The following is a 21,988-nucleotide window of genomic DNA, read 5'->3' as shown; positions in this document are numbered from 1 at the left end:
ACCGCGCCGGTGCGCCGGAGTGTCCCCGTCCGGCCGGAGCGACGACCGACGGGCGACCTCAGTCGTTCAGCAGCGCGCAGACGAAGTCCTCCTGGACGGACCGGAGTTCGGCCAGCAGGTCCGGGGTTCCGCTCTGGTTGACCTGCGAGGTGACGGAGAAGGCCAGTGAGCGGCTGCCGTCCGGGGTGCCGACCGCCAGCTGCGTGTAGCCGGCGGTGTTGCCGGTGTGGCCGTAGACCACGCCGCACCTGGTGGTGTAGCGGAAGATCGCCAGTCCGGCCTCGTTGCGGCCCGGCCCGGCGGGCTCCGAGGCGCCGTCGACGAAGGTGAGTTGCTGCCTGCGGACGGCCGGAGCGATCAGGCGGCCCCCGGCGTACGCGCCCATGAACCTGCCCAGGTCGTCCGGGGTGGAGACGATCCCGCCGGAGGCCCAGGCGCCGGAGGCCCCGAAGAGCGTGCTGACGTCCTCGGGCGCGTCCGGCGGCTGGACGGCGTAGCCGTGCAGGTAGGGCCGGGGCAGCCGGTAGCCCTGGGGAAGGGTGGTCCCGGTCAGCCCGAGCGGCCGGTACACCTCCGTGCGCAGCAGGTCCTCGTAGCGGCGGCCGGTGGCGGCCTCCGCCATCAGGGCGACCGCGATGTTGTCCGAGTTGGAGTAGGCGTAGCGGGAGCCCGGGGCGAACTCAAGATCCTGGCCGGCGACGAAGTCGAGGAGGCAGCGGGAGTCGAAGCGGTGGTGCGGGTCGGCCTGGATGATCGCACGAAACTCCGGCGCCGCACTGTAGTCCGGCAGCCCGCTGGTGTGGTTGAGCAGTTGACGCAACGTCACCGACCCCCAAGCCGCGGGCAGCGCGGGCAGGCGCTCGGCCAGGGTGTCGTCCAGTCCGAGCAATCCGCTGTCGACCAGCCCGAGCGCCACCGCTCCGCTGAAGGCCTTGGCCGCGCTGGCGATCCGCATGTGGTCGGTCGGCTGCGGCGGCCGAGCGCTCCCCACCTCGGCGACGCCCGCGTGCAGGACCTCGCGGTGCGAACCGTACCGGAGCACGGCGATGACGCCGGGCGGGCCGTCCGCCCTGCCGACCAGCTCCGCCAGGCGCCGTTGCAGCCGGTTCTCGTCCTGCGCCGGACGCGCCTGGGCGGGGAGGGGTGCCAGGCCGAGCACCGAGGCGGCGGCCAGTACGGCGAGCAGCGGGCGAAGGCGCGGACGGGGCAGCGGCATGGGTGCTCCTCGGGGCGGGGTGGTCGCGACGGGGGCCGATCGGGACCGGGCGGTGCGGGACACCGACCACCCCCACCGCACCACCCGCGGTGCTCCGGCCACCGGCGACCGGCCGGAGCCGTCACCCGGCCGGGGCAACACCGGCGCCACCGATCGGACCATCGCCCGGCGGCCGTTCTCCCGGCTCCCCGCTTTCCCCGCTTTCCGCCTTCTCCACTCGGAGCGGTCGGAGCGGTCGGACGCTCAGCGCGGTCGGAGCGCTCAGCGCGGTCGCAGCGCTCAGCGCGGTCGCAGCGGTCGGAGCGCTCAGCGCGGCTGTACGGCCACGCCGGGGCAGCCCTTGGCCTGGTGGCCGGTGACGTGACGCATCCACAGCACCACGTCGCACACCCTGATCGCGCTCACCGTCCGCGGCACGTCGGCCGTGGCTCGCAGGGCGAGCAGTTGCTCGTGCAGGGCACCGCCGTCGGCCGCCAGTGCCTGCCGCAGCGAGAGCCAGTAGGAGTCGGGGCGGCCGACCGCGCAGCGCACCACGTGGTCGTAGACCGGGATCAGACGCGGACGCTTGCGGGCCAGCAACTTCCCGGTCATCACCCACCCGAGCCCGGGCTCCTCCTTCAGCAGGTGCCAGGCCAGGTCGGCCGGCGATCCGGCCGCCAGCACGCCCGGCTCCGCCTCGGCCAGGTCCAGATCGCGGGGTATGCCGGCCAGCAGCCCGGCCAGCGTCACACCGAGGTCTCCCTCCAGCAGGGCGATCGCCGCCCGGGCCGGCACGGTGACCGACAGGGTCTGGACGGCTGCCAGGTCGGCGGCCGTGAGGGTGTCGGCCACCCCGGGCCGGTCCCCGCCGCCGTCCAGGTGCTCGAACCGGGCCCCGGTGTACGCGGGCGCCCTTCCGTCGGCGGCCCGGGTGCAGAAGTACCGGCGCAGGTCCGCGGCGGCCTCGGGCGCGGACAGCAGGGCGCGCAGGCGCGCGGTGAACTCATCGGACCGGTCGGGCACGGTCGGTTCCCTCTCGTCGGAACGGCTCGGACCCCGACCGTATCGGCGAGCACCGACAACCCCGGCGGCGCTCAAGGGCGTTCCGCCGCACCGCCGGCGCGCCCCGTCCCCGGCTCCGGTGGCCCGGCGCCGAACCGAGGCCCCGATCCGGCCCCGATCCGCGCCCCCGCGCCCCCGCGCGACTGCCCGACTGCCCGACTGCCGGAGCGGCCCGCGGTGGTCCGCGTCCGAAAAAGCGGCTGCGGTCGGACGCGGTCTCCGTGTTACATGACCCCATGGTGTCCTCCGACCGGCTGATCGCGTTCGCGGCCATGTCCCTCCTGCTGATCGTGATCCCCGGCCCCAGCGTGCTGTTCGTGATCGGACGGGCCCTGGCGCAGGGGCGTCGTGCCGCGCTGACCACGGTCGCGGGGAACACCCTCGGCTCGTACCTGCTCGTCGTGGCCGTGGCCCTCGGGGTCGGAAGCATCGTGGAACGCTCGGTCCTGGTCTTCACGGCACTGAAGCTGCTGGGCGCCGCGTACCTGGTGTACCTCGGAGCCCGGGCGGTGCAGCGGCGCGGATCCCTGCAGGCCGCCTTCGCCGGTGACGCCCCCGCCCGGGGCGGCCTGCGCACGCTGTGGGAGGGATTCGCGGTCGGCGTGGCGAACCCCAAGACGATGGTCTTCTTCGCCGCCGTCCTCCCCCAGTTCGTCGATCGCGACCGGGGGCGCGTCACGGCGCAGATGCTGGTACTCGGCCTGGTCTTCAACATCATCGCGGTGGCGTCCGACAGCGTGTGGGGCCTCGCCGCCGGCACCATGCGGAGCTGGTTCGTCCGCTCACCGCGCCGGCTCGCGCTGATCGGTGGGATCGGCGGGCTCACGATGATCGGCCTCGGCGTGACGGTCGCCGCGACGGGCCGTAAGGACTGAAGGACCCGACGCGGGGGCCACCGGAGGCGGAGCACCGGTGGCCCACCGGTGCTCCCGGGAATCGCCGTCGGGCGGGCGATCGGGGCCGGGACGCGCCCGGCCCCGAGTGTCACGCGGGCGGGGTCTCCTCGCCGACGGCCATCGATCCGACGACCGGCGATCCGACGGCCGGCGCCCCGGCCACGACCGACCCTGCGGCCACCGACCCGACGGCCACCGGCGATGCGCCGCCGCCGGCTCCGCCGATCCCTCGCAGTCGCAGCTCCGCCCCGCGACGGCGGATCAGGTGCGGGGTCCGCAGTTCGTGGGCCAGCAGCCGGGCGGTGAGGTCCGCACGGTGCTGCTCCGGCACGGCTCCGCGCAGCGATGCGGCGAGCCGCTCGGCGGTGGCCCGGTCGAGTGTGCGCTCGTGCTGCAGCAGCCGGGACAGCTCGGGGTCGTCCGCGTCCGGCTCCGCGGGCCCGATCTGCCGGGGCTCCGGCTCCCGGAGCACCCGGAGCAGCGGCTCCGCCGCGTGCGCCGGGAGCAGCTCCGCGTAACCGGGGAGGTCGGCGTCGGCGGCGACGAGCAGCAGGTGCTTGACGGTCAACGCCAGCTCGGCGAACGGCGTCCGGCCCGCGAGCGGAGCGAGGCTCTCGGGTGCGAGGCCGAGCACGCAGCCCGCGTGCAGCAGGATCTGCCGGATCCGGTCGGACTGGGGCGCGTCCGGCAGCAGGTCACCCGTGCGCGCGAGGAAGCCGGCGACCACGGCGGTCGGACCGGCCGTGTCGATCGCCTGCCCACCGGTGAAGTAGCGGCCCAGGTACGCCTGCCACCAGGCGAGTTGGACCTCGTACAGGGCCGCCACCGTGGCCTCGTAGGCTCCTCGGGGAAGCCGGCTCCCCGCGTGGAGCTCGGTCAGCGCGGGCATCAGATCCCGGTACAGCATCCGGATCCAGACGTGCGGCGAGCGCTGGATGCCCCAGCAGTACTCGTCCACGTGGTCGCCGAGCAGCTCCGCCAGGCTCGTCTCACCGGCGAGGAGTTCGGATCTGATGCCGGTCCCGGTGACGTCGAAGCGGTAGAAGAGGTCCGGCGAGGCGGGCGGCCGGGGGACGGGGATGCCCTGGTCGATGAACCGTTCGAGATCGGCGTAGCTCCGCCGGAGTCCGTCGAGGTCCGGGGTGATCGCGGGGTGGAGGGGGTCGGCGAACCGGGTCTTGAACTTGGCGATCTCCTCGGACAGGGCCTGGTAGAGGAAGATCTTGTCGAAGCGGTAGCTGAAGGAGAGCCCGATGTACGGGAAGACGGTGCAGCCCCGGCATTCCTTCCGGTGCCCGACCTCCTCGTCCCGGACCCGGATGAACTCCTCGTTCTGGACCAGTTCCGAGAGATCGCGGTCCCACTCCACCGAGTTGTCGAAGGCGTGGTAGCAGGGCAGGACGAGGCGGCCGTCCGGACCGATGGTGAGGATGCGCTTGTTGGCGTAGCAGTCGGTCGGGGCGGACGGGTCGAGGGCCTCGACGTACTTGCGGAAGTGCAGGTTGATCACCGCGTACGGCTGATGGAGCAGGCCGAGCAGCTCGGCGGCGATCGCTCCGCCGGTCGGCTCCCCGCCACCGCCACCGCTGCCGCAGGGCGCCGGCCGGTCGTCGACCGGCTTTCCGTTCTGCTCGACCAGCTTGAGCTTGCGCTGGGTCCGGTTGAAGTCCCGGACGGTGTCCTGGTCCTCGAAGTACTCGAACATGGTGGAGAAGTAGATGGCGACCCGGTTCTCCTGCGCGAAGCGGAGCAGCTCCGGCACCTCGTCGACGTTCTCCCGGGTGACCACGCAGATGAGCTTGAGGTTCCCGGAGCCGGTCGCGGCGATCCGCCGGATCACGTCCAGTGCGCGGTCGAGTGTCGGTACGCCGCGGATCTCCCGGTAGCGGTCGGGTCTGAGGGTGTCCAGGGAGACGTTCATGGTGTCGACGTACGGGACGATCGCGTCGATGTGCTTGGCGAACCGGATGCCGTTGCTCGTGATCTCCACCGTCATCCCGAGGGACTTGGCGTACTGGACGATCTCGTTGATGTGCGGGTGCAGGACGGGCTCACCACCGGTGAAGTCCACGTAGCGCACGCCGAGCGCGTGGAGTTGGTCCAGGATCTCGCGGCCGCGCTCCGCGGTGAGTTCGTCGTACCCCTTGAACTTGTCGTCCTGCCAGACGTTGCAGTAGCCGCAGAGCGAGTTGCAGCGGAAGGTGATGTAGAAGCGTGCCGACCGCAGGGAACCCGTGGGGGCTGCGGTCGCGTGTGTTGTGCCTGCTGTCACGGCTGTCTCTCCGTTCATACGGCCCGTTCGCACGGCGGTGCGCGCCGCCGCCCCGCGCCGCCGACTCCGTTGACGCGGCCCGGGCGAGGAAGTCCGACGAGGACACCCGGACGACGTGATCCGGACACGTGATCCGACCGGACGGACAGACGGACGGCCGGACGGCGGCGCCGCCGCCGCGGTGCGCGCTGTCGCGCCGTTGCGGGTGGGGCTGACGAGGTTCGTGTGGCGGGGCCGATCCTTCCACCCGCATCAGCTCACGACAAGAACTTGCAGCAATATTCTGCAAGGCTTTGCGTAATGCTGACCGACCGTCGACTTGCCTGGTACGCAGGACCGTTGGCGATCCCTCCGGCGAACCGGGGCGCCCGGTACGCCGGGCCGGGCCACCGCCTCGCGGGCACGACGAAGCCCCGGCCGGAGCGCGGCGGATCCGCGCGGGCCGGGGCTTCGTCGGGTGGAGCGGGCCGGGAGCGACGGGCCGGGAGCGACGGGCCGGGAGCGACGGGCCGGGTGTTCCTCGTACAGCGGGTCGGATCGGTCGCCCGCCGGACGCGATCAGGGCAGCGGAGCCCCCCGGGCGGCGATCCACAGCTCGTACCACTCCTCGTGGGTGAGCTCGGGCTCGCGCTGCACGGCGTCGCGGCAGGCGCCGATGCGCTCGGGCCGGCTGGTGCCGATGACCGGGGCGATGCCCGCCGGGTGGCGCTGGAGCCACCAGAGCACGATCGTCTCCGGCGTGGTCCCCCGGCGTTCGGCCAGCTCCGCGACGAGGCGCCCGGCCGGTGTCTCCCGGGAGCCGGTGAAGCGCCCCTGGGCCAGCGCTCCCCACGCCTGCAGCCGGATCCCGTTCGCGGCGCAGTGTTCGAGCGTCCCGTGCGGGAAGCCGTTGCCGGCCGCGGCCGGGGTGTTCACCAGGACGCCGGCCTCCACCCAGTCCCGTCGCCCCAGGCTCATCTCCAGCTGGTTGACGACCAGCGGCACGTCGAGGTGCGCCTGCAGGCGGGCGATCTGCGCCGCGCTCATGTTGGAGACGCCGAAGTTCCTCACCAGCCCCTGGCCGTGCAGCTCGGCGAGCGCGGCGGCGATGTCCTGCGGGTCGGCCAGGGGGTCGGGCCGGTGCAGGAGCAGGACGTCGATGACGTCCGTCCGCAGCCGCCCGAGGCTCTCCTCGACCCGCCGGAGGATGCTCGGCCCCCGCAGGTCGTACCGGCCCGGGAGCCCCTCCTCGGGCAGCCGGATGCCGCACTTGGTCTGCAGGACGATGCGCTCGCGCAGGCCGGGCGTCCTGGCGAGCACCTCCCCGAAGACCGCTTCGGACTTGCCGTACCGGTAGATGTCGGCGTGGTCGAAGGCCGTGATCCCGGCGGCCAGGGCAGCCTCGACGGCCGCCTCGGCGTGGCCGATGTCCGCGGCGGTGAAGGGGCTGGTGTCCCAGCCGCCGCCGAGTCCCATGCAGCCGTACAACGGCCGACGGACGGCGGCGGTGTCGTGGCTTCCTGTCATACCCGGTTCTCCTCCCTGGGTCGCGGGGCCGGCGAGAGCCGGTCAGTCCCGCAGCGTATCGGCCAGCATCTCCGCGACGGCGAGCACCGGGAGCTGGGTGTTGGCCGCCGGGACGGTCGGCAGCACAGAAGCGTCGACGATCCGCAGGTTCGACACTCCGCGCACCCGGGCCTGCCCGTCGACCACGGCGAACGGGTCGTCGTCCGACCCCACGGCGCAGGTGCCCACCGGGTGCCAGTAGGTGCCGAGCCGGGCACGGAGCCGCTCGTCGGAGAGATCCCGCGCGGGGTGCCCGCTCAGCGGCCCCGCCAGGGATTTCAGCGCCGCCGTGGCGGCCATCCGCTCGACGATCTCCAGGCCCGATCGCAGCACGGCGACGTCCCGCCCGCCGTCGTCCGAGAGGAAGCCGGGGTCGATCTCCGGGGCCGCCGCCGGATCGGCCGAGGTGAGCCGCAGCCGGCCGCGCGAGCGGGGGTTCATCACGAAGGCGGAGATGCCGGCCTCGAACTCCCCCGGCGCCAGCTTGCCGAACAGCGGCGGCCCGGCGGCGGGCAGGATGTGCAGGTTCCAGGAGTCGTCGGGGCAGTCCTCGCCGGCCGCCCGGACCAGCATCCGGCTGACGTACAGTTCGCCGGCCGCCTGCTGGGCGGCGAGGCTCGCGTTCAGCTCCGCCGTGGGGGCCAGCGGTACGAAGACGCCGGGCTGGTCGACGAGGTTCGCGCCGACGCCGGGCAGGTCGATCTCGGGCCGGATGCCGACCTCCGCCAGGTGGGCGGCCGGGCCGATCCCGCTGCGCAGGAGTACGGCGGGCGACCCGAAGGTGCCGCCGGCCAGCAGGTAGCTGTCGGCGACCAGCCGCTCACGCCGTCCGTCCACCTCGATCTCGACGCCGTGCACGCGCCCGCCGCGGACGTCGAGCCGGTCCACCACGGCGCCGGCGAGGATGGTCAGGTTGGGGCGGGAGCGCGCCTCGTCCAGGTAGCCGAAGGCCGCGTTCCGGCGCAGCCCGTCGACGGCGTTGAGCAGCGGGGTGCCGTAGCCGGGACCGCCGGGGGCGGCCATGTCCACCTCCCGGTAGCCGAGTTCGGCGGCCGCCGCCAGGGCGGCCCGGCTCCAGGGCGAGAACTCGCGCTCCGGCACCTGCCGCAGGCGCATCTGCTCCACCGCCCGCAGGCGGTACGGCTCCATCGCGGACGCGGACCAGCCTGGGCCGCCCGCCCGCTCCCAGGCGGCGTGGTCGGCCTCCGACCCCCAGGTGTTCCAGCAGCCGTTGATGCTGGAGGAGCCGCCGATGACCCGCGCGCGGATCCGGTGCACGGGTGCGTGCCGCTCCCAGACGTCGTCGCGCGGCAGGGCGCGGGCGTCGCGCAGCGTGGGCGGCCAGTCCTGCCGGTCCGGTCCGTAGTCCGGGCCGGCCTCCACCAGGCAGACCGAGCGGGCGCGGTCCTCGCTCAGCCGGGCGGCCAGCACGCAGCCGGCCACTCCCCCGCCGAGGACGACCACGTCGTAGCCGGCCGCGGCCGGTCCGGCCGTCACGCGCGCTCCCCGGCCCGGTCCGCGCCCCGCGCCGGCCCGGCCTCGGCGGCGTCCAGCTCGGCGACCCGGGCGAGGAGTTCGTCCCGGCCGATGGCGTCGGCCTTGGTCGCCGGGACGGTGCAGGCGTAGGCACCGGCGACCGCGCCGTAGCGGGCGCAGCGCAGCGGCGGCTCCCCGGCCAGCCAGCCGAGCAGGAAGCCGGAGGCGAAGGCGTCGCCGGCGCCGTTGGAGTCCACCACCGGAGCCGGCGGAGCGACGGCCGGCACGTGCGTCAGCTCGCCGTCGGCCAGCAGGTACGCCCCCTCGGCGCCCGCGGTGGCGACGACCACCCGGGCCTTGCCGCGTTCCGCGATCTGCCGCACGGTCCGCTCGGGCTCCGCGAGGGCGGTGGCGGACACGAAGACGATGTCCGCCTCGTAGGCGAAGGTCTCGTGGTACGGGTTGACGCCGTCCCAGTTGTGCAGGTCCGTCGAGATGGTCAGGCCGGCCTCGCGCAGCACCGGCAGGGCGAAGGCGCAGGGGTAGGTGATCGAGACGTGGGCGTGGCGGCTCACCGAGGCCAGGGCCCGGACGGTCTCCTCCGGCAGCCGGTCCGCCTCGTGCGAGCGGCTGTCGTCGTACAGCGACAGCCGCCGCCCGTCCGGGCCGACCAGGTTGACCGCGCGCTTGGTGCCGCCCGGCAGTGGGACCTCGGTGAGCGCGATGCCGCGCTCCTGGTGCAGGGCCCTGATCAGGTCGCCCGGGTGGTCGTCGCCGAGCATGTCGAGGTGGTGCGTGCGCAGGCCGAGGGCGCTCACCCCGAGGGCGACGAAGTCACCCGTCTGGCCCGCGCGCATCTCGATCCCGGGGACCATGTAGCTGTCGGCGAACGGAAGCGGCAGCTCGGGGACGTACACGATCGTGTCAACGCCAGCGCCTCCCAGGACGAGGACGTCGGTCTCGGTACTCATCGGTGTTCCTCTCGGGCCTTACGTGGGTGGGCCGGCCGTGCGGCGGCCGGTGTGCGGCGGCTGCCCGGCGGCTGCCCGGCGGCTGCCCGGCGGCGGCCGGGGCCCGGCCGAGCCGGCCAGGCCGCCGCCGGATCGCGGCCGGCGATCCGAGTCGCCGTCAACTGACGCTGTCGACAGGTGAGTCAAGCAGGCACCGCAGATGATGGCAAGAAGTTGCAGGTAGTTCCCGCAAATTCTTGCAGAACGGCTCGCGGGAGGCCCCGGTACGGTAGGGAGGACCCGCCGCGTGCCCGCCTCCGACGGGGCGGGGCGTCACACCTCGCGCGGGCCTCCTGTCGCGGGCAGCTCCCGGTAGAGCTCGGCGACCGCCCGCGGGCCGGGCCGGTCGGCGAGCTCCTCCAGGGTGAGCGGGCGCCCGGCAGGGTCGGCGATCGGCAGCCGCCAGTTGGGGTACTCGTCGGCGGTGCCCGGCAGGTTCTGCGGACGGCGGTCGCCCACCGTGTCCGGCAGCCAGACGCCGAGCAGCTTCGCCGGGGTGAGCGCGAGGAAGCGGTGCAGGCCCATCGCCTCCCGGCTGGGGACGGCGCCCGCCCCCGCGTCCTCGGGGCCGAGCGCCCCCGCCCGGGCCAGCTCCCCGAGCCAGCCCGTCCGCTCGGCCGCGGCCGCCTCCTCGGCCTGCTCCACCGGCTCGTTGAGCAGGCCGAGCCGGTCGTGCAGCCGTACGTGCGCGCCGTCCAGCCAGGCCGCGGTGCTGGGCAGGTCGTGGGTGGTCAGGGTGGCCAGGCAGTCGCCCCGCCACTGCTCGGGCGGCAACGGCCCCGAGCGGTGCTCCGACCCGCCCAGGTACTCGAAGCGCAGGACGGACGTCCCGAGGATCCCCCGGTCCGTCAGCTCCTCCCGCACGCCCTGCTCGACCGTGCCGAGATCCTCGCCGATCACCATGCTGCCGGCCCGGTGGGCCTCCAGGGCGAGCACCCCGAGCATGGCCTCGTGGTCGTACCGGACGTAGGCGCCCTCGGCCGCCCGGGCCCCGGCCGGCACCCACCAGAGCCGGAACAGCCCCATGATGTGGTCCAGCCGCAGCGCGCCGGAGCGGCGCAGCGTACCGCGCAGCACCTGCGCGAAGGGCGCGTACCCGGCCTCGGCCAGGGTGTCGGGACGCCAGGGCGGCAGGCCCCAGTCCTGTCCGTGCGGGTTGAAGTCGTCGGCCGGGCACCCGACCGTCATGCCCTCGGCGAGGTAGCGGCGCAGGCTCCAGGCGTCCGCGCCCTCCGGATCGACGCCGACCGCGAGGTCGTGCATCAGGCCGATGGCCATGCCGGAGCCGGTCGCGGCCAGCTGCGCCTCGGCGAGCTGTTCGTCGACCAGCCAGGCCACCCGGCGGTGGAACTCGATCCGGGCCGCGAGCTCGACCCGGGCCGAGGCGACCGCCGGACCGTCGGGATCGCGCAGCCCCGGCGGCCAGGACCGCCAACGGGTCCCGTGCACCTCGGCGAGCGCGCACCAGGTGGCGAAGTCGGTGAGCCCTGGTCCCTCCTCGTCGGCGTACCGCTGGAAGGCGGCCTGCCGGGCCGGGCCGAGCGGCACCCGGTACAGCAGCTCCAGCGCCCGGAACTTGAGGTCGCGGACGGCGGCCCGGTCGATCAGGCCGCCGCCCAGCACACTCTCGCGCAGCCGGGCGGCGCCGGCGGCGAGCCGCTCGGCGGCCTCCCGGTCGGCGGGCGACAGCGCGGCGTACTCCGGGACGGCCTCGATCCGCAGGTTCATCGGGTCGGGGAAGCGGCGGCTGCTGGGCCGGTACGGGGAGGGGTCGGGCAGCGGCCCCGGGACGTAGGCGTGCAGCGGGTTGAGCTGGATGAAGTCCGCCCCGAGGCCGCCCGCCCAGCGGCCCAGCGCGGCGAGATCCGCGAGATCGCCCATGCCCCAGGAGCGTTGCGAGAGCAGGGAGTAGAGCTGGGCCAGGAAGCCCCAGCCGCGCACCGCGGGACCGGCCAGCCGGGTGGGGGCGATCAGCAGCGGCACGGCCTCGGTGCGGCCGCCGAGCGCGGCGTGCAGGGTGTGGCGGCCGACCGGGAGCTCGGCCGCCTCCTTGCCGAGGGAGGCGAGGCGGTGCGCGCCGCCGTCCTCGCTCTCGACCCACAGCTCGGTGCCGGGCGGGGCAGTCAGGTCCGCGCGCGGCCGTCCGGACCGCAGGACGACGCTGGGCGGCAGCAGCCGTTCGGCCAGCGTGTGCCGGCGCTCGGCCAGGGCCGCCCGGACGGCGCCGTCGGTGGCGGCGTCGACGCCCAGGGCGGCGAGCACGGCGCGCAGGGTGTCCGGCGAGGTGTCGACCCGGCGCCCGAGGTCGGTGGTGTAGTGGGTGTCGACGCGGTGCAGGCGCGCCAGCTCGGCCAGTTCACGGGTGGGCGGCATCGGTCCGGTTCTCCGCTCGGTGGGGGTCGGTCGGGAAGAGGCGTTCGAGTACCGCGGCGACGCCGTCCTCCTCGTTGGTCGGCGCGATCTCGTCGGCCCGCCGGCGCAGCTCGGCGTGGGCGTTGCCCATGGCCACGCCGTGCCCGGCCCACTCCAGCATCGGGATGTCGTTGGGCATGTCGCCGAAGGCGACGGTCTCGGCGGCGGTGAAGCCCAGCCGGGCGGCCGCGGCGGCCAGCCCGCTCGCCTTGCTGACCCCGGCGGGCAGCAGCTCGACCAGGCCCTCGCCGGAGTGGGTGACGGTGACCGCGTCCGCGCACACCTGCTGGGCCAGCGCGGCGAGCCGGTCGTCGTCCATTCCCCGGCGCCGGATCAGGACCTTGTCCACCGGCTGCTCCCACAGCTCGGCCGGCCGCTCGGCGAGCCGCCAGCCGTGCCGCAGCCGTTCACCGAAGCCGGGCGTGACCACGAACCGGCCCGCCAGACCGGAGGTGACCACGGCGAGGTCCAGCGCTCCCGCCCGCTCGGCGATCAGCGCGAGCAGGGCCCGGACGGTGGGGCCGTCCAGCGTCGCGGAGGACAGCAGCCGGTCGGCGCCGACGTCGTAGAGCTGGGCGCCCTGGCCGCAGACCGCCAGGCCCCGGTAGTCCAGTCGCTCCAGCAGGCTCCGGCAGCCGCCCGCCGGGCGCCCGGTGACCACCAGGTGCCGGGCCCCGGCCGCCACGGCGTGGTCGAGCGCGGCCCTGGTGCGCGCGGAGACGCTGAGGTCGCCGCGCAGCAGGGTGCCGTCCAGGTCGGTGGCGACCACGGCGAAGCGCGGCGGCCCGCCACGGGCGGGTGCGGTCATCTCAGCCCCGCTTCCGGCCCGCGCCGACCGGCGCCGCCGGCCGGCAGGCGTCGACGGCGCGTTCGTCCCAGGCGGAGCGGCCCCCGCGCAGCCCCAGCAGGAGGACCAGCGGCCCGGCCGGCTCCTGCGCCAGCACGACCGAGAAGTGGCCGTCCGCGCCGGTGAGCCGGTGTTCGCCGGTCGGCAGCAGGAGCAGCACGCTCTCGGCGTGCGGCAGCCGGTAGTCGATCCGCAGGCCCTCGGGCACCCGTTCGGCCACGCAGCGCCCCTCCAGCAGGGCGGTCCGGCCGGGATCGTCCAGCAGCCGGCCGAGTTCCGCGCAGCGCCCGAAGTCGGCCCGGTCGTACGCGGCGGCGAACAGCTGCTCCAGCTCGGGCCGGCCGACCTCCGGGACGCACCTGCGGTAGCTCGCCAGGTCGCCGCGGAGCAGGGCGGCCTCGGCGATCTCGCGGCGGTGCGTCACCCAGTCGGTGTCGGCCAGAGTGTCGAACCAGCCGTAGCCGGCGGCCCGTTCGGGTGTCAGGCCGGGCAGCACCCCGGCGGCGGCCGCGGCGAAGGTCGCGAGCCGGGCGGTGGCGGCTTTGCGCCAGGTGAAGCGGCGGGCGAGCGCCCTGGCGTTGTCGGACAGCCGGCGGTACTCGGCCGGCTCCTCGCGGTGGATCCGGGCGGCCTCCCGGATGCGCTCCGCCAGGGCGGCGGCGAGCAGCGGGTCGTCCTCGGTGAAGGAGCGCGGGACGCAGAAGCCGGTGGCGTCCGGGTGCTCGCGCGGCAGCTGGTGCCGGTAGTGGGTGGTGACCTCCTGCGCGGTGCCGATCGGCACCACACCGCAGGCCATCAGCTGCCCCTGCGCGATCAGGAAGGAGTCCAGCTCGAACTTGGACGGGAAGAGGCAGAAGTCGGAGGCCAGCGCCTCCTGCTGGAGCACCTCCTCCCCGGCCATCGCCCAGTCCAGCCGGACCCGCCCGGGGTGGCGGTCGGCGATCTCCTGGAAGTACGGGTCGCCGACGCCGCTGACCACGCCGTCGCCGCCGGCCGCCACCGCGCAGCGCAGCACGAAGTTGATGTCCGGGTCGGTGGCGAGCACCGCGTCGACCGCCCGGAACAGCTCGACCTGGCCCTTGTGGTGCACCGAGAAGCGGGCGACGTGGTAGAAGGTCGGCAGGGCCGGGTCGAGCCCGAGGGCGGTGAGCGCCTGCTCCCGGTCGGTGCCGGCCGGGACACGGGCCCCCCAGCCGTCGGGGACGGCGCAGCCGCCGACGAACTGGCGGGGCGCCGACCGTTCGATGATCCGCGCGACGGTCAGGTTCTGGAAGGCCTGCTCGAAGGGGGTGTCCCGGAAGGCGGAGTAGAAGTCCAGCTGCCCGGGGGTCAGGAAGTCCAGCAGGTCGCTGGTGGCCGCCACCAGGGCGAAGTAGCTGATGCCGTCGGCGATCCGGGGGTCGGCCAGGTGGGTGCTCGGCAGGTGGGCGGCCATCGCCTCGGCCAGCGCGCCGTGGGCCGGCGGGTCGGCGAGGCGGTCCAGGTCGACGTCGGTGTCGGCGCCGAACAGCCGGAGCAGCCGTTCCAGTTGCGGCCGGTGGATCTGCTGGTTGATCGGCATGTTGCTGGCCAGCGTGCTGACCACCAGGAAGCGCGGATCGGTGCGCAGGACGGGCGGCAGCAGGTAGTGGTAGTAGGGCTCGTAGGCCTGGACCACGGCGGGCTCGTCGCCGAAGTGGGCGCGCAGGAAGCGCAGTCCGGAGACCTGGAAGACCAGCGGCTTGAAGAAGGCCAGGTCGCGGCCCTCGCTGGCGCGGGCCGGGTAGATCCGCTCGGGGAGCAGGTCGAGGTACTCGTCGGAGAGGAAGTAGATGTCCACGCCCTCGTGCCGCAGCCGGTGGGCGCGGGTGGTGAGGTGGAGGTCGAGCTCGGCGGGGTGCCCGGGCCACACGGCCGGGTCCAGCACCAGCGGGACGGTGTGCCGGTCCTCGTGGTCCAGCTCCTCCAGGGGGTAGTGCGCCCTGAGATGGTCCAGGCAGCCGTGCGCGGGGGTGATCACGGACACGCGGTGGCCCTGGTCGGCGAACTCGCGGGCCAGGTTCCAGACCAGTGAGGCGAGGCCGCCGCGCATGAGGCGGACGTCGAAGCCCACGCTCTCGAAGGCGAATTTGACGATGTGCACCGTCGGGTCCTCTCTGTCGTCGCGGGTCAGGCCGAGCCGGTGGTGTGCAGGGTGAGCAGGGTGTGCGCGGCCAGGGTGGCGGCGTCGGTGATCCGCCCGGAGCGGATGAGGTCGCGCCATTCGCCGGGGTCGGCCCAGCGCTGGCGCATGTCCGCCTCGGTGGCCTCCCGCTGCGGGCGGCCGGCCGTCAGTTGCTCGGCGAGGAAGACGTGGCAGCCCTGGCTGGCGTAGCCGTAGGCGACGTGCAGCCGGCCCAGGTAGGTCATCCGGTCGGCCCGCAGGCCGGTCTCCTCGCGCAGTTCGGCGCGCGCGAGGTCGAGCGGGGCCTCGCCCTCGTGTCCCTCGGGCCAGGAGCCCTGCGGGAACTCCCAGTAGCGGCCACCGACGGGGTAGCGGTACTGCTCCACCAGGTGCACCCGGCCGTCCTGGCGGGGGATCACCAGGGCGTAGTCGGGCTTGTCGATCACCCCGTACCGGCCGGGGCTGCCGTCGGCGTGCTCGATCTCGTCCTCGCGCACGCTCATCCACGGGTTGCGGTAGACCTCGCGGGAGCGGACGGTACGGATCACGGCGCGGCCTCCAGCAGGACGCGGACGCCCTCGGCGACCCCGCGCACCCGCAGGCCCCGGGCGGCCAGGAAGCTCTCCAGCCGGTCGCTGGTCAGGCAGGTGTTGGTGGGTCTGCTGGCGTACCGCCCGGCGGCCTTCGGCACCCGGCGCACCAGCGAGCGGGGCACGCCGAGCCCGTCGGCGACCGCCTCGGCCCAGGCCGCTCGGGAGATCCGGTCGGGGCCGCCGAGGTGGAGCAGCGCCGGCGCGCCCGCGCCCAGCACGGCGGCGGTCACGGTGGCGACGTCCTCGACCAGGACGGGCGTGGTCCACTGGTCGTCGGGGGCCTCCACCGGCTCGCCCCGGCGCAGTCGGTGGGCGCAGGACGCGAAGAAGTTGAGCCACTTGCCGGCCTCGGCCGGCTCCCAGCCGTAGATCAGGCTGACCCGCAGCACCGTGCTGTCGGCCGCCTCCCCGATGATCCGCTCGGCGTGCAGCTTGGCCCGGCCGTAGGCGTTCGCGGGGCTGGTGGGGCTGTTCTCGTCGTTGGCCGGCGAGCTGCCGTCGAAGACGTTGTCGGTGGAGATCAGCACCGTGCGGCGGCCGGCCGCGGCGGCGGTGAGGTTGGCCGCCGCCGCCGTGTGGAGCGCGACGGCGCGTTCGGGGTCGGCCTCGCACCAGGTGACGTCGGAGGGGCCGTGCACCAGCACCAGCCGGTCGGGGGCGACCTGGTCCACCACCCGGGCGCAGGCGCCGGCGTCGGCCGCGTCGAGCGGCACCCAGGAAGTGGTGGTCCCGGCGGGCGGGCGGCGGGAGGCCAGCACGGGGTCGGCGCCCTCGGCGCGCAGCCGGGCGGCGAGGGCGCGGCCGACGAATCCGCTGCCGACGATCAAGGTCCGGGTCACCGTACCGTCACCGCCCGCCGGGGGTTGGCGCCGCGGGCGGTGAGCAGCCGGCCGGCGCCGATCAGGCCGTGGTCGTCGTCCGGTTCGCCCAGCACGACCATCCGGCGGATCTCCTCGCCGCTGAGGCCGAAGCAGCCGAGGCGCTCCAGCTCCTCGGTGAGCAGCTGGGCGTAGCGGGGCCCGACGGCGAGCGCGAAGCCGCCCATCAGGACGTAGCGGCGCACGCCGATCGAGGTGAACACCGCGGTGATCGCGGAGGCGAGGTGCGCGAGGCCGCCGCGCAGCACGGCGGTGGCGAACCCGTCCCCGTCGCGGACGGCCAGGGCCAGGGCCCGGTTGTCGAGCTCCCCGGGATCGGGCGCGGCCGCCCCGAGCAGGGAGCGGGCGTAGCCGGCCGGGTCGAGCAGGGCGGCCCGGCGGGCGGCGGCCTGCATGCCGCGTCCGGAGGCGATGCCGCCGAGGTGGCCGCGTCCGCCGCAGTCGCACGGCGGTGCCTGCGGGGAGGGGTCGCAGGTCCAGTGCCCGAGCTCGCCGCCGTGGCCCTCGGGGTCGAGCAGCACCTCCCCGTCGCGGTAGACCTTGCTGCCGATCCCGGAGCTCACCGTGATCAGGCAGAACGGCTGCTGCCCCTCGGTGGCGACGTAGCGCCAGACCGCCGCCGTCAGGTCGTTGACGACCACCACCGGCAGGCCGAGGCGCTCCTCCAGCAGGAGGCGCAGCGGCAGCGTCGCACCGGGACCGCCCCACACGGTCGGTGCGGCCGTCACCCGCCCGTCGGCGGTGACCGGGCCGGCGAAGGCCAGCGCGAGAGCGCTGCTGCGGTGGCGCGCGACGGCCGCGGCGGCCAGTTCGGCCAGCTGCTCGACCACCCTGTCCTGCAGTTCCGGTACGGCGGCGCCGGGGTGGCGGGCCATGCCCTCGGTGGGCGTGCGCCGGATGTCGGTGACGGCGTCCGTGTCGGTGCCGTAGCGGGCGATCCGCAGGGTGGTGCCCCCGAGGTCGGCGACGGTGAAGGCGGGTTCAGACACTGGCCCCTCCCTGGGCGTACGAGGTCTCCACCTGCTGGACGAAGCCGTCCTCCAGGACGATCGCCGAGTCGATCCGGGCACCGGCGGGGACGACCGCGCCGGGCAGCAGGACGCTGCGGCGCACCAGTGCCCCGGCGCCGATCCGCACGCCGGGGAAGGCGACGGAGTGTTCGATCCGGCCGTGGTTCACCAGGTCGGCGGGCACCATGCTGCGCTCGATCCCCGGTGCGGCGACGACCAGGCCGCGCGCCGTACCGGGCTCGACCGTGCTGGGCAGCTCGGCCGGCGGCAGGGTCGGGTCCTCCCCCACCATGGCCAGGTGGGCGAGGTGGTAGCGGTCGACGGTGCCGATGTCCTCCCAGTGGCCCGGTACCTCGTGACCGAGGATCAGCTCGCCGCCGGCCAGCATGGCGGGGATGACGTCCCGGCTGATGTCGTGCTGCCAGTCGGTGCCGTCGAGCTTCTCCAGGTAGCGGTGCAGCACGGTGGCGTCGAAGACGCAGAACGCGGCGAAGACCAGGTCGCTGGTCGGCTCGGCGGGCTTCTCGACGAACCGGGTGAGCCGGCCGCCGGCGTCGAACTCGACCATGCCGAACAGGTGCACGAAGCGGCGTTCGATCCGCTGGTAGCAGACGGTCAGCGCGGCGCCGGAGCGGCGGTGCTGCTCGATCAGCGGGCGGTAGTCGAAGCGGTAGACGTGGTCCGCGTGCAGCACCAGCACCTCGGAGGTGCCGGGGCCGAAGACGTACGGCGCCTTGCGGATCAGCGCGTCGGCGGTGCCCCGCTCCGGCGGCCCGGCCGGGCGCTCGGGGCCGCGCCCGCCGCCCTCGCGGTAGGCCCGGTCGTAGGGGCCGAAGTTCACCCGGAAGCCGGGCCGCCACCAGGTCCGGTACAGGTCGTCCATCAGCTGCTCCTCCTCGTACTGGGAGAGCAGCAGCACCTCACCGAGGCCGGAGGCGGCGGCGTTGGCGAGCGAGAAGTCGATCAGGCGGCAGGCACCGCCGAAGGGCACCAGCGGCTTGAGCCGGCCGTGGCCGAGCCTGCCCATCCGGCGGCCCTCGCCCCCGGCCAGCAGGACGGCGCGTACTGCGTCAGCCACGGCGCACCACGTCCCAGGTCGCGCGGCCGGTGGCCAGGGTCAGCAGCAGGTGGAGTTCCTCGTCCTCGGCCGACAGCTCACCGGTGAACTCCGCGCCGTCCCGGACGAGCCGTTGCACCGTCACCTGCTGCCGGCCGGCGCCGGCCGGGGCGAGCCGGACCAGCTCGACCCGCTCGGCTCCCGGCAGCCGGTAGACGATCCGGCCGTCCTCGACGGTGCAGCGGCCGTCCAGCCGGGCGCGCAGCTCCGGATCACTGTCGGCGGTCCGCTCGCAGCGGGCGAAGTCGGCGCGGGCCCAGGCCGCTTCGAACAGGGCGCGGGCGGCCCGGCCGTCCAGCTCCCGGCAGCGCCGGTAGGCCTCGGCGTCGCCAAGCCGGACGGCGGCCTCGGCGACCTCCTCGTGGTGCAGGCGGTACGCCTCGTCCGGCAGCAGGTCGAACCAGCCGTGCCGCAGGATGCGGCCGGTGCCGAGCTCGGGCCGGCGGCCCTCCCAGAGCGGGGTGAAGGCGGCGACGTGCAGGCTCGCGGCTCGGTCCCAGGTGAACTGCCGTGCGTTGGCGACGGCGTTGGCCCGCAGCCGGCGGTACTCCTCGGGCCGGTCGCGCAGCAGGGCCGCGGCCTGGTGGATGCGCCGGGCGAGGGCGTCGGCGAGCAGCGGGTCGTCCTCGGTGAAGGAGCGGTTGACGGCGAAGCCGGTGGCCCGGTCGGCGTCGGGGCCCTCGATCGGGTCGGCGACGTGCCCGAAGTGCGCCATGCCCAGCTGCGCGGTGGCGATCGGCACCGCGCCCGCGGCCATCGCCTCGCCCTGCGCGATCAGGAAGGTGTCCATCTCGAACTTCGACGGGAAGAGGCAGAAGTCGCTGGAGGCCGCGTACTCGGTGATCCGGCGCTCGTCGACCCGCTCCCACTCCAGATGGACGCGGCCCTTGTGCCGCTCGACCACCTCGTGGACGTACGGGTCGTCGATCCCCGCGTCGCTGATGCAGCGCAGCACGAAGTTGGCGGCCAGACCCTCGGAGAGCACCCGGTCGACGGCCCGGAACAGTTCGACCTGCCCCTTGTGGTTCACCGCGTAGCGGGCGTTGTGGAAGAAGGTGGGCAGTGCCGGGTCCAGTCCCAGTCCGCCCAGTACCGCCGCCCGGTCCGCGGCGGGCGGCTCACCGCTCGTCCAGGTGTCGCCGACCGCGCAGCCGCCCACGAAGCTCTTGTGGGCGTTGCGCCGCACCGTCTCGTGGATGGGCAGCCGGGTGAAGATCTGCTCGAACGGGGTGTCGGCGAAATCGGTGTAGAAGTCCTGGTGCCCGGGCGAGAGGAAGTCGACCAGGTCGGCGTGCTCGGCCACCAGGTCGTACACCCGGACGTGTCCCGGGTCGTACTCGTAGTGCAGGTGGGTGAGTTGCTGGTAGCTGCTCATCACCGCCTCGTGCTCGGTGCGCGGCGCGCCGGCGTCCTCGGCGGGCAGCGTCACCCCGGCGTCCAGGAACTCCAGCAGCCGCTCCACCTTGGGGCGGTAGACCTTCTTGGTGATCGGCATGTTGCTCTGCACGGTGCCGACCACCATCTTGTCCGGATCCGCGCGGAAGGCCGCCGGGATCAGGTAGTGGTAGTACGGCTCGTGGGCATGCACCACGGCCTTCTGGTCGGCGAACCGCTCGCGGATGAAGCGGATGCTGTCCACCTGGTACGCCAGCGGCTTGAAGAAGACCAGGTCCTGGCCCTTGCTCCGGTACGGCGGGTAGAACCGGTCCGGCAGCTGGTCGAGCAGCTCGTTGGAGAGGAAGTACAGGTCGACCCCCTCCAGCCGCAGCAGGTGCGCGGTGGTGGTCAGCGGGATCCGCACCTCGGCGGGGAAGCGCTCGCCCCAGGTCTGCGGGTCGAGGACGACGGGCAGCTCGTACGAGTCCCGGTAGTCGAGCGTCTCCAGGTGGTGCAGGCGCCGCAGGTCGTCCAGCCGGCCGTGGGCGGGGGTGACGATGGAGACGCGGTGGCCCTGGCCGGCCAGGGCCTTGGAGAGGTTCCAGAGGTAGACGGACGTTCCGCCCTGGATGAGGCGGTGGTCGAAGCCGCCGCACTCGAAGTAGGTCTCGATGATGTGCACGGGTGTCAGTCCTTCGCCGTGGTGGCCGGCAGGCCGGAGGCCTCCACGGCGTGCCGCAGGTTGATGGCCGCGTGATAGGCGCGGTCGTGGGCGTACGCGTAGTCGAGTTCGTGGAGCAGCCGGCGCAGCCGCATCAGTCGCCACGCGGGGTGGCCCGCCAGGGGCTGGCCCTCGGTGATCAGCAGCTCGCCGATCCTGGCCGCCCAGAGCCGGGCGGCGCTCCGCAGTCGGGCCAGCTCGGCGAGGTGCCCGGCGCTCCAGCCGGGGGTGTCGGGGGACGATCCGGCGGCGAGCAGCAGGGCCGTGCGGCAGGTGTCCTCCGGGTCCATCCCGAGGGAGCGCGCGGCGTGGTCGGCGAACTCGTCGGCGGTGAAGCACTCCAGGCCGCGTTGCAGGGCCGCCAGGTCCTGCCAGGGCGACTGCGCGCCGGCCGGGTCGGCCGGATCCAGGAGCGGGGTGGAGAGGTCGATGACGCACAGCTGCCAGCTCCCGTCGGGGCGCTCGCGCCGCAGCAGGTGGGAGAGGTGCAGGTCACCGTGGCACGGCCCGGCCGGCCAGGGCTGCGCGGGCAGCGCGGCGATCTGTGCCAGTTCGCGGTCGAGGCCGGTGACGGCGGCCTGCCGCACGGCGGCCGGGAAGCGGCGGTCGGCGAGGATCAGCGGGCGCAGCGCCGCCGTCCGCCCGGCCGTGTCGGTGAGGACGGCGCCGGCCGGGAACTCGGGGTGCGGGCCGAGGTGTTCGGCCAGCTCCCGGTGGAAGCCGCGCAGGAAGTCGCCGGCCTCGCGCAGCGGCGCGGCCAGGGCGCGCTGGGCCTGCGCGACCGCGGCCCGCGGATCGGCCCCGTCCCGCAGCAGCGGCCAAAGTGAGCGGATGCTGGCCCGCAACGGGGCGTCGAGGCCCTCTCCCTCGGCGTAGCGGTAGAGCACGCCGAGCGGCTCGCGGTGCCCGGTGGCGGTGTCCACGTACGCGTAGTCGCCGGCCGGCTGCTGGGTGCGGCCGCCGGCCGCCATCAGCCGCAGGAGGTGCGGCTCACGGGTGCCGACGCCGATCCGCCGGTAGGCCTTGTGGGCGTGCGCGGCCCCGCCGAGGTCGAGCAGCGAGAGCGCGTTGGAGGACCAGCCGGGGTCGAACGGCAGCTGTCCGCGGTACTCCGCGGGCTCGCCGCGGAACTCGACCAGGTTGCCGCGCACGGTGGGCAGGCGCAGCCCCTCGCGCAGCGCCCGCACGACCAGCCGGTCGTACTCGGCGGTGCGGTCGGCGGCCCGGCCGGGGTCGTCGTCCATCACGGGGACGAACCAGCGGCCGGTGCTCTCGCCGGCGGGCGCGACGATCAGCAGGCGGACGGTGCCCAGGGTGGCCTGGTCGAGGAGGGCGAAGTCCTTCGCCCGCCGGCCGGTCTCGTCCATCCAGGGCGCCTGGCGGAGGAGTTCCACCGTGGCCGGCGGAGGGCTGCCGAGCAGCAGGGTGTCCATG

General features: G+C 74.6%; 16 protein-coding genes. 1 reads left to right on the top strand and 15 read right to left on the bottom strand.

All coding sequences use genetic code 11. From position 1 onward, the window contains the following. Positions 1–58 precede the first annotated feature (58 nt). Complete coding sequence (locus OG823_RS29235) at positions 59–1,216, bottom strand: serine hydrolase domain-containing protein (protein WP_371483093.1); 1,158 nt, start codon at positions 1,214–1,216, stop codon at positions 59–61. A gap of 306 nt (positions 1,217–1,522) precedes the next feature. Continuing rightward, entirely contained in the window at positions 1,523–2,218 is a 696-nt protein-coding gene (locus OG823_RS29230; RefSeq protein ID WP_371483092.1) for a DUF6308 family protein, read from the bottom strand. Between the two features lie 275 nt (positions 2,219–2,493). Between OG823_RS29230 and OG823_RS29225 the strand changes: the two genes are divergently transcribed. Next, positions 2,494–3,132 (top strand): LysE family translocator, encoded by a 639-nt coding sequence (locus tag OG823_RS29225; RefSeq protein ID WP_371483091.1) that lies wholly within the window; start codon positions 2,494–2,496, stop codon positions 3,130–3,132. A 109-nt stretch (positions 3,133–3,241) separates the two neighbouring features. On the opposite strand, the gene OG823_RS29220 is transcribed toward OG823_RS29225, so the two are convergent. The 13 genes from OG823_RS29220 to OG823_RS29160 form a co-directional block, all read right to left on the bottom strand. Further along, positions 3,242–5,425 (bottom strand): radical SAM/SPASM domain-containing protein, encoded by a 2,184-nt coding sequence (locus OG823_RS29220; protein WP_371483090.1) that lies wholly within the window; start codon positions 5,423–5,425, stop codon positions 3,242–3,244. Positions 5,426–5,983: 558 nt separating this feature from the next. Continuing rightward, a complete protein-coding gene (locus OG823_RS29215; protein WP_371483089.1) occupies positions 5,984–6,931 on the bottom strand; it encodes an aldo/keto reductase family oxidoreductase in 948 nt (315 codons plus the stop codon). Between the two features lie 42 nt (positions 6,932–6,973). Next, entirely contained in the window at positions 6,974–8,467 is a 1,494-nt protein-coding gene (locus OG823_RS29210; protein ID WP_371483088.1) for a GMC family oxidoreductase, read from the bottom strand. Next, positions 8,464–9,417 (bottom strand): adenosine kinase, encoded by a 954-nt coding sequence (locus OG823_RS29205; protein ID WP_371483087.1) that lies wholly within the window; start codon positions 9,415–9,417, stop codon positions 8,464–8,466. Before OG823_RS29205 ends, OG823_RS29210 begins: the two co-directional genes overlap by 4 nt. Positions 9,418–9,729: 312 nt before the next feature. Further along, positions 9,730–11,829: a 4-alpha-glucanotransferase gene (malQ, locus tag OG823_RS29200; RefSeq protein WP_371483086.1), complete on the bottom strand. Its 2,100-nt coding sequence runs from the start codon at positions 11,827–11,829 to the stop codon at positions 9,730–9,732. Next, entirely contained in the window at positions 11,813–12,676 is an 864-nt protein-coding gene (locus OG823_RS29195; protein ID WP_371483085.1) for an HAD family hydrolase, read from the bottom strand. The genes malQ and OG823_RS29195 overlap by 17 nt, the downstream gene beginning before the upstream one ends. 1 nt (position 12,677) lies before the next feature. Further along, the gene (locus tag OG823_RS29190; protein ID WP_371483084.1) at positions 12,678–14,837 is read right to left on the bottom strand and encodes a glycogen/starch synthase; all 2,160 of its coding nucleotides are present in this window, start codon (positions 14,835–14,837) and stop codon (positions 12,678–12,680) included. A gap of 26 nt (positions 14,838–14,863) precedes the next feature. Continuing rightward, complete coding sequence (locus OG823_RS29185; protein WP_371483083.1) at positions 14,864–15,406, bottom strand: NUDIX domain-containing protein; 543 nt, start codon at positions 15,404–15,406, stop codon at positions 14,864–14,866. Continuing rightward, positions 15,403–16,290 carry an NAD(P)-dependent oxidoreductase gene (locus OG823_RS29180; protein ID WP_371483082.1) on the bottom strand — a complete coding sequence of 296 codons (888 nt, stop codon included), beginning with the start codon at positions 16,288–16,290 and terminating at the stop codon, positions 15,403–15,405. The genes OG823_RS29185 and OG823_RS29180 overlap by 4 nt, the downstream gene beginning before the upstream one ends. Further along, the gene (locus OG823_RS29175) at positions 16,287–17,318 is read right to left on the bottom strand and encodes an ROK family protein (protein ID WP_371483081.1); all 1,032 of its coding nucleotides are present in this window, start codon (positions 17,316–17,318) and stop codon (positions 16,287–16,289) included. Before OG823_RS29175 ends, OG823_RS29180 begins: the two co-directional genes overlap by 4 nt. Continuing rightward, positions 17,311–18,417: a sugar phosphate nucleotidyltransferase gene (locus OG823_RS29170; protein ID WP_371483080.1), complete on the bottom strand. Its 1,107-nt coding sequence runs from the start codon at positions 18,415–18,417 to the stop codon at positions 17,311–17,313. The genes OG823_RS29175 and OG823_RS29170 overlap by 8 nt, the downstream gene beginning before the upstream one ends. After that, the gene (locus OG823_RS29165; protein ID WP_371483079.1) at positions 18,410–20,515 is read right to left on the bottom strand and encodes a glycosyltransferase; all 2,106 of its coding nucleotides are present in this window, start codon (positions 20,513–20,515) and stop codon (positions 18,410–18,412) included. The genes OG823_RS29170 and OG823_RS29165 overlap by 8 nt, the downstream gene beginning before the upstream one ends. Before the next feature lie 5 nt (positions 20,516–20,520). Continuing rightward, positions 20,521–21,987 carry a phosphotransferase gene (locus OG823_RS29160; RefSeq protein ID WP_371483078.1) on the bottom strand — a complete coding sequence of 489 codons (1,467 nt, stop codon included), beginning with the start codon at positions 21,985–21,987 and terminating at the stop codon, positions 20,521–20,523. Position 21,988 lies beyond the last annotated feature (1 nt).

Source organism: Kitasatospora sp. NBC_00315 (assembly GCF_041435095.1).
Lineage (GTDB): Bacteria > Actinomycetota > Actinomycetes > Streptomycetales > Streptomycetaceae > Kitasatospora.
This window is presented reverse-complemented; position numbering and strand designations above follow the sequence as displayed.

Bases quoted from the DNA above. Each gene is read 5' to 3' on its own strand.
- OG823_RS29235 (WP_371483093.1), bottom strand. From the start codon at position 1,216: ATGCCGCTGCCCCGTCCGCGCCTTCGCCCGCTGCTCGCCGTACTGGCC.
- OG823_RS29225 (WP_371483091.1), top strand. From the start codon at position 2,494: ATGGTGTCCTCCGACCGGCTGATCGCGTTCGCGGCCATGTCCCTCCTG.
- OG823_RS29215 (WP_371483089.1), bottom strand. From the start codon at position 6,931: ATGACAGGAAGCCACGACACCGCCGCCGTCCGTCGGCCGTTGTACGGC.
- OG823_RS29205 (WP_371483087.1), bottom strand. From the start codon at position 9,417: ATGAGTACCGAGACCGACGTCCTCGTCCTGGGAGGCGCTGGCGTTGAC.
- malQ (WP_371483086.1), bottom strand. From the start codon at position 11,829: ATGCCGCCCACCCGTGAACTGGCCGAGCTGGCGCGCCTGCACCGCGTC.
- OG823_RS29195 (WP_371483085.1), bottom strand. From the start codon at position 12,676: ATGACCGCACCCGCCCGTGGCGGGCCGCCGCGCTTCGCCGTGGTCGCC.
- OG823_RS29160 (WP_371483078.1), bottom strand. From the start codon at position 21,987: ATGGACACCCTGCTGCTCGGCAGCCCTCCGCCGGCCACGGTGGAACTC.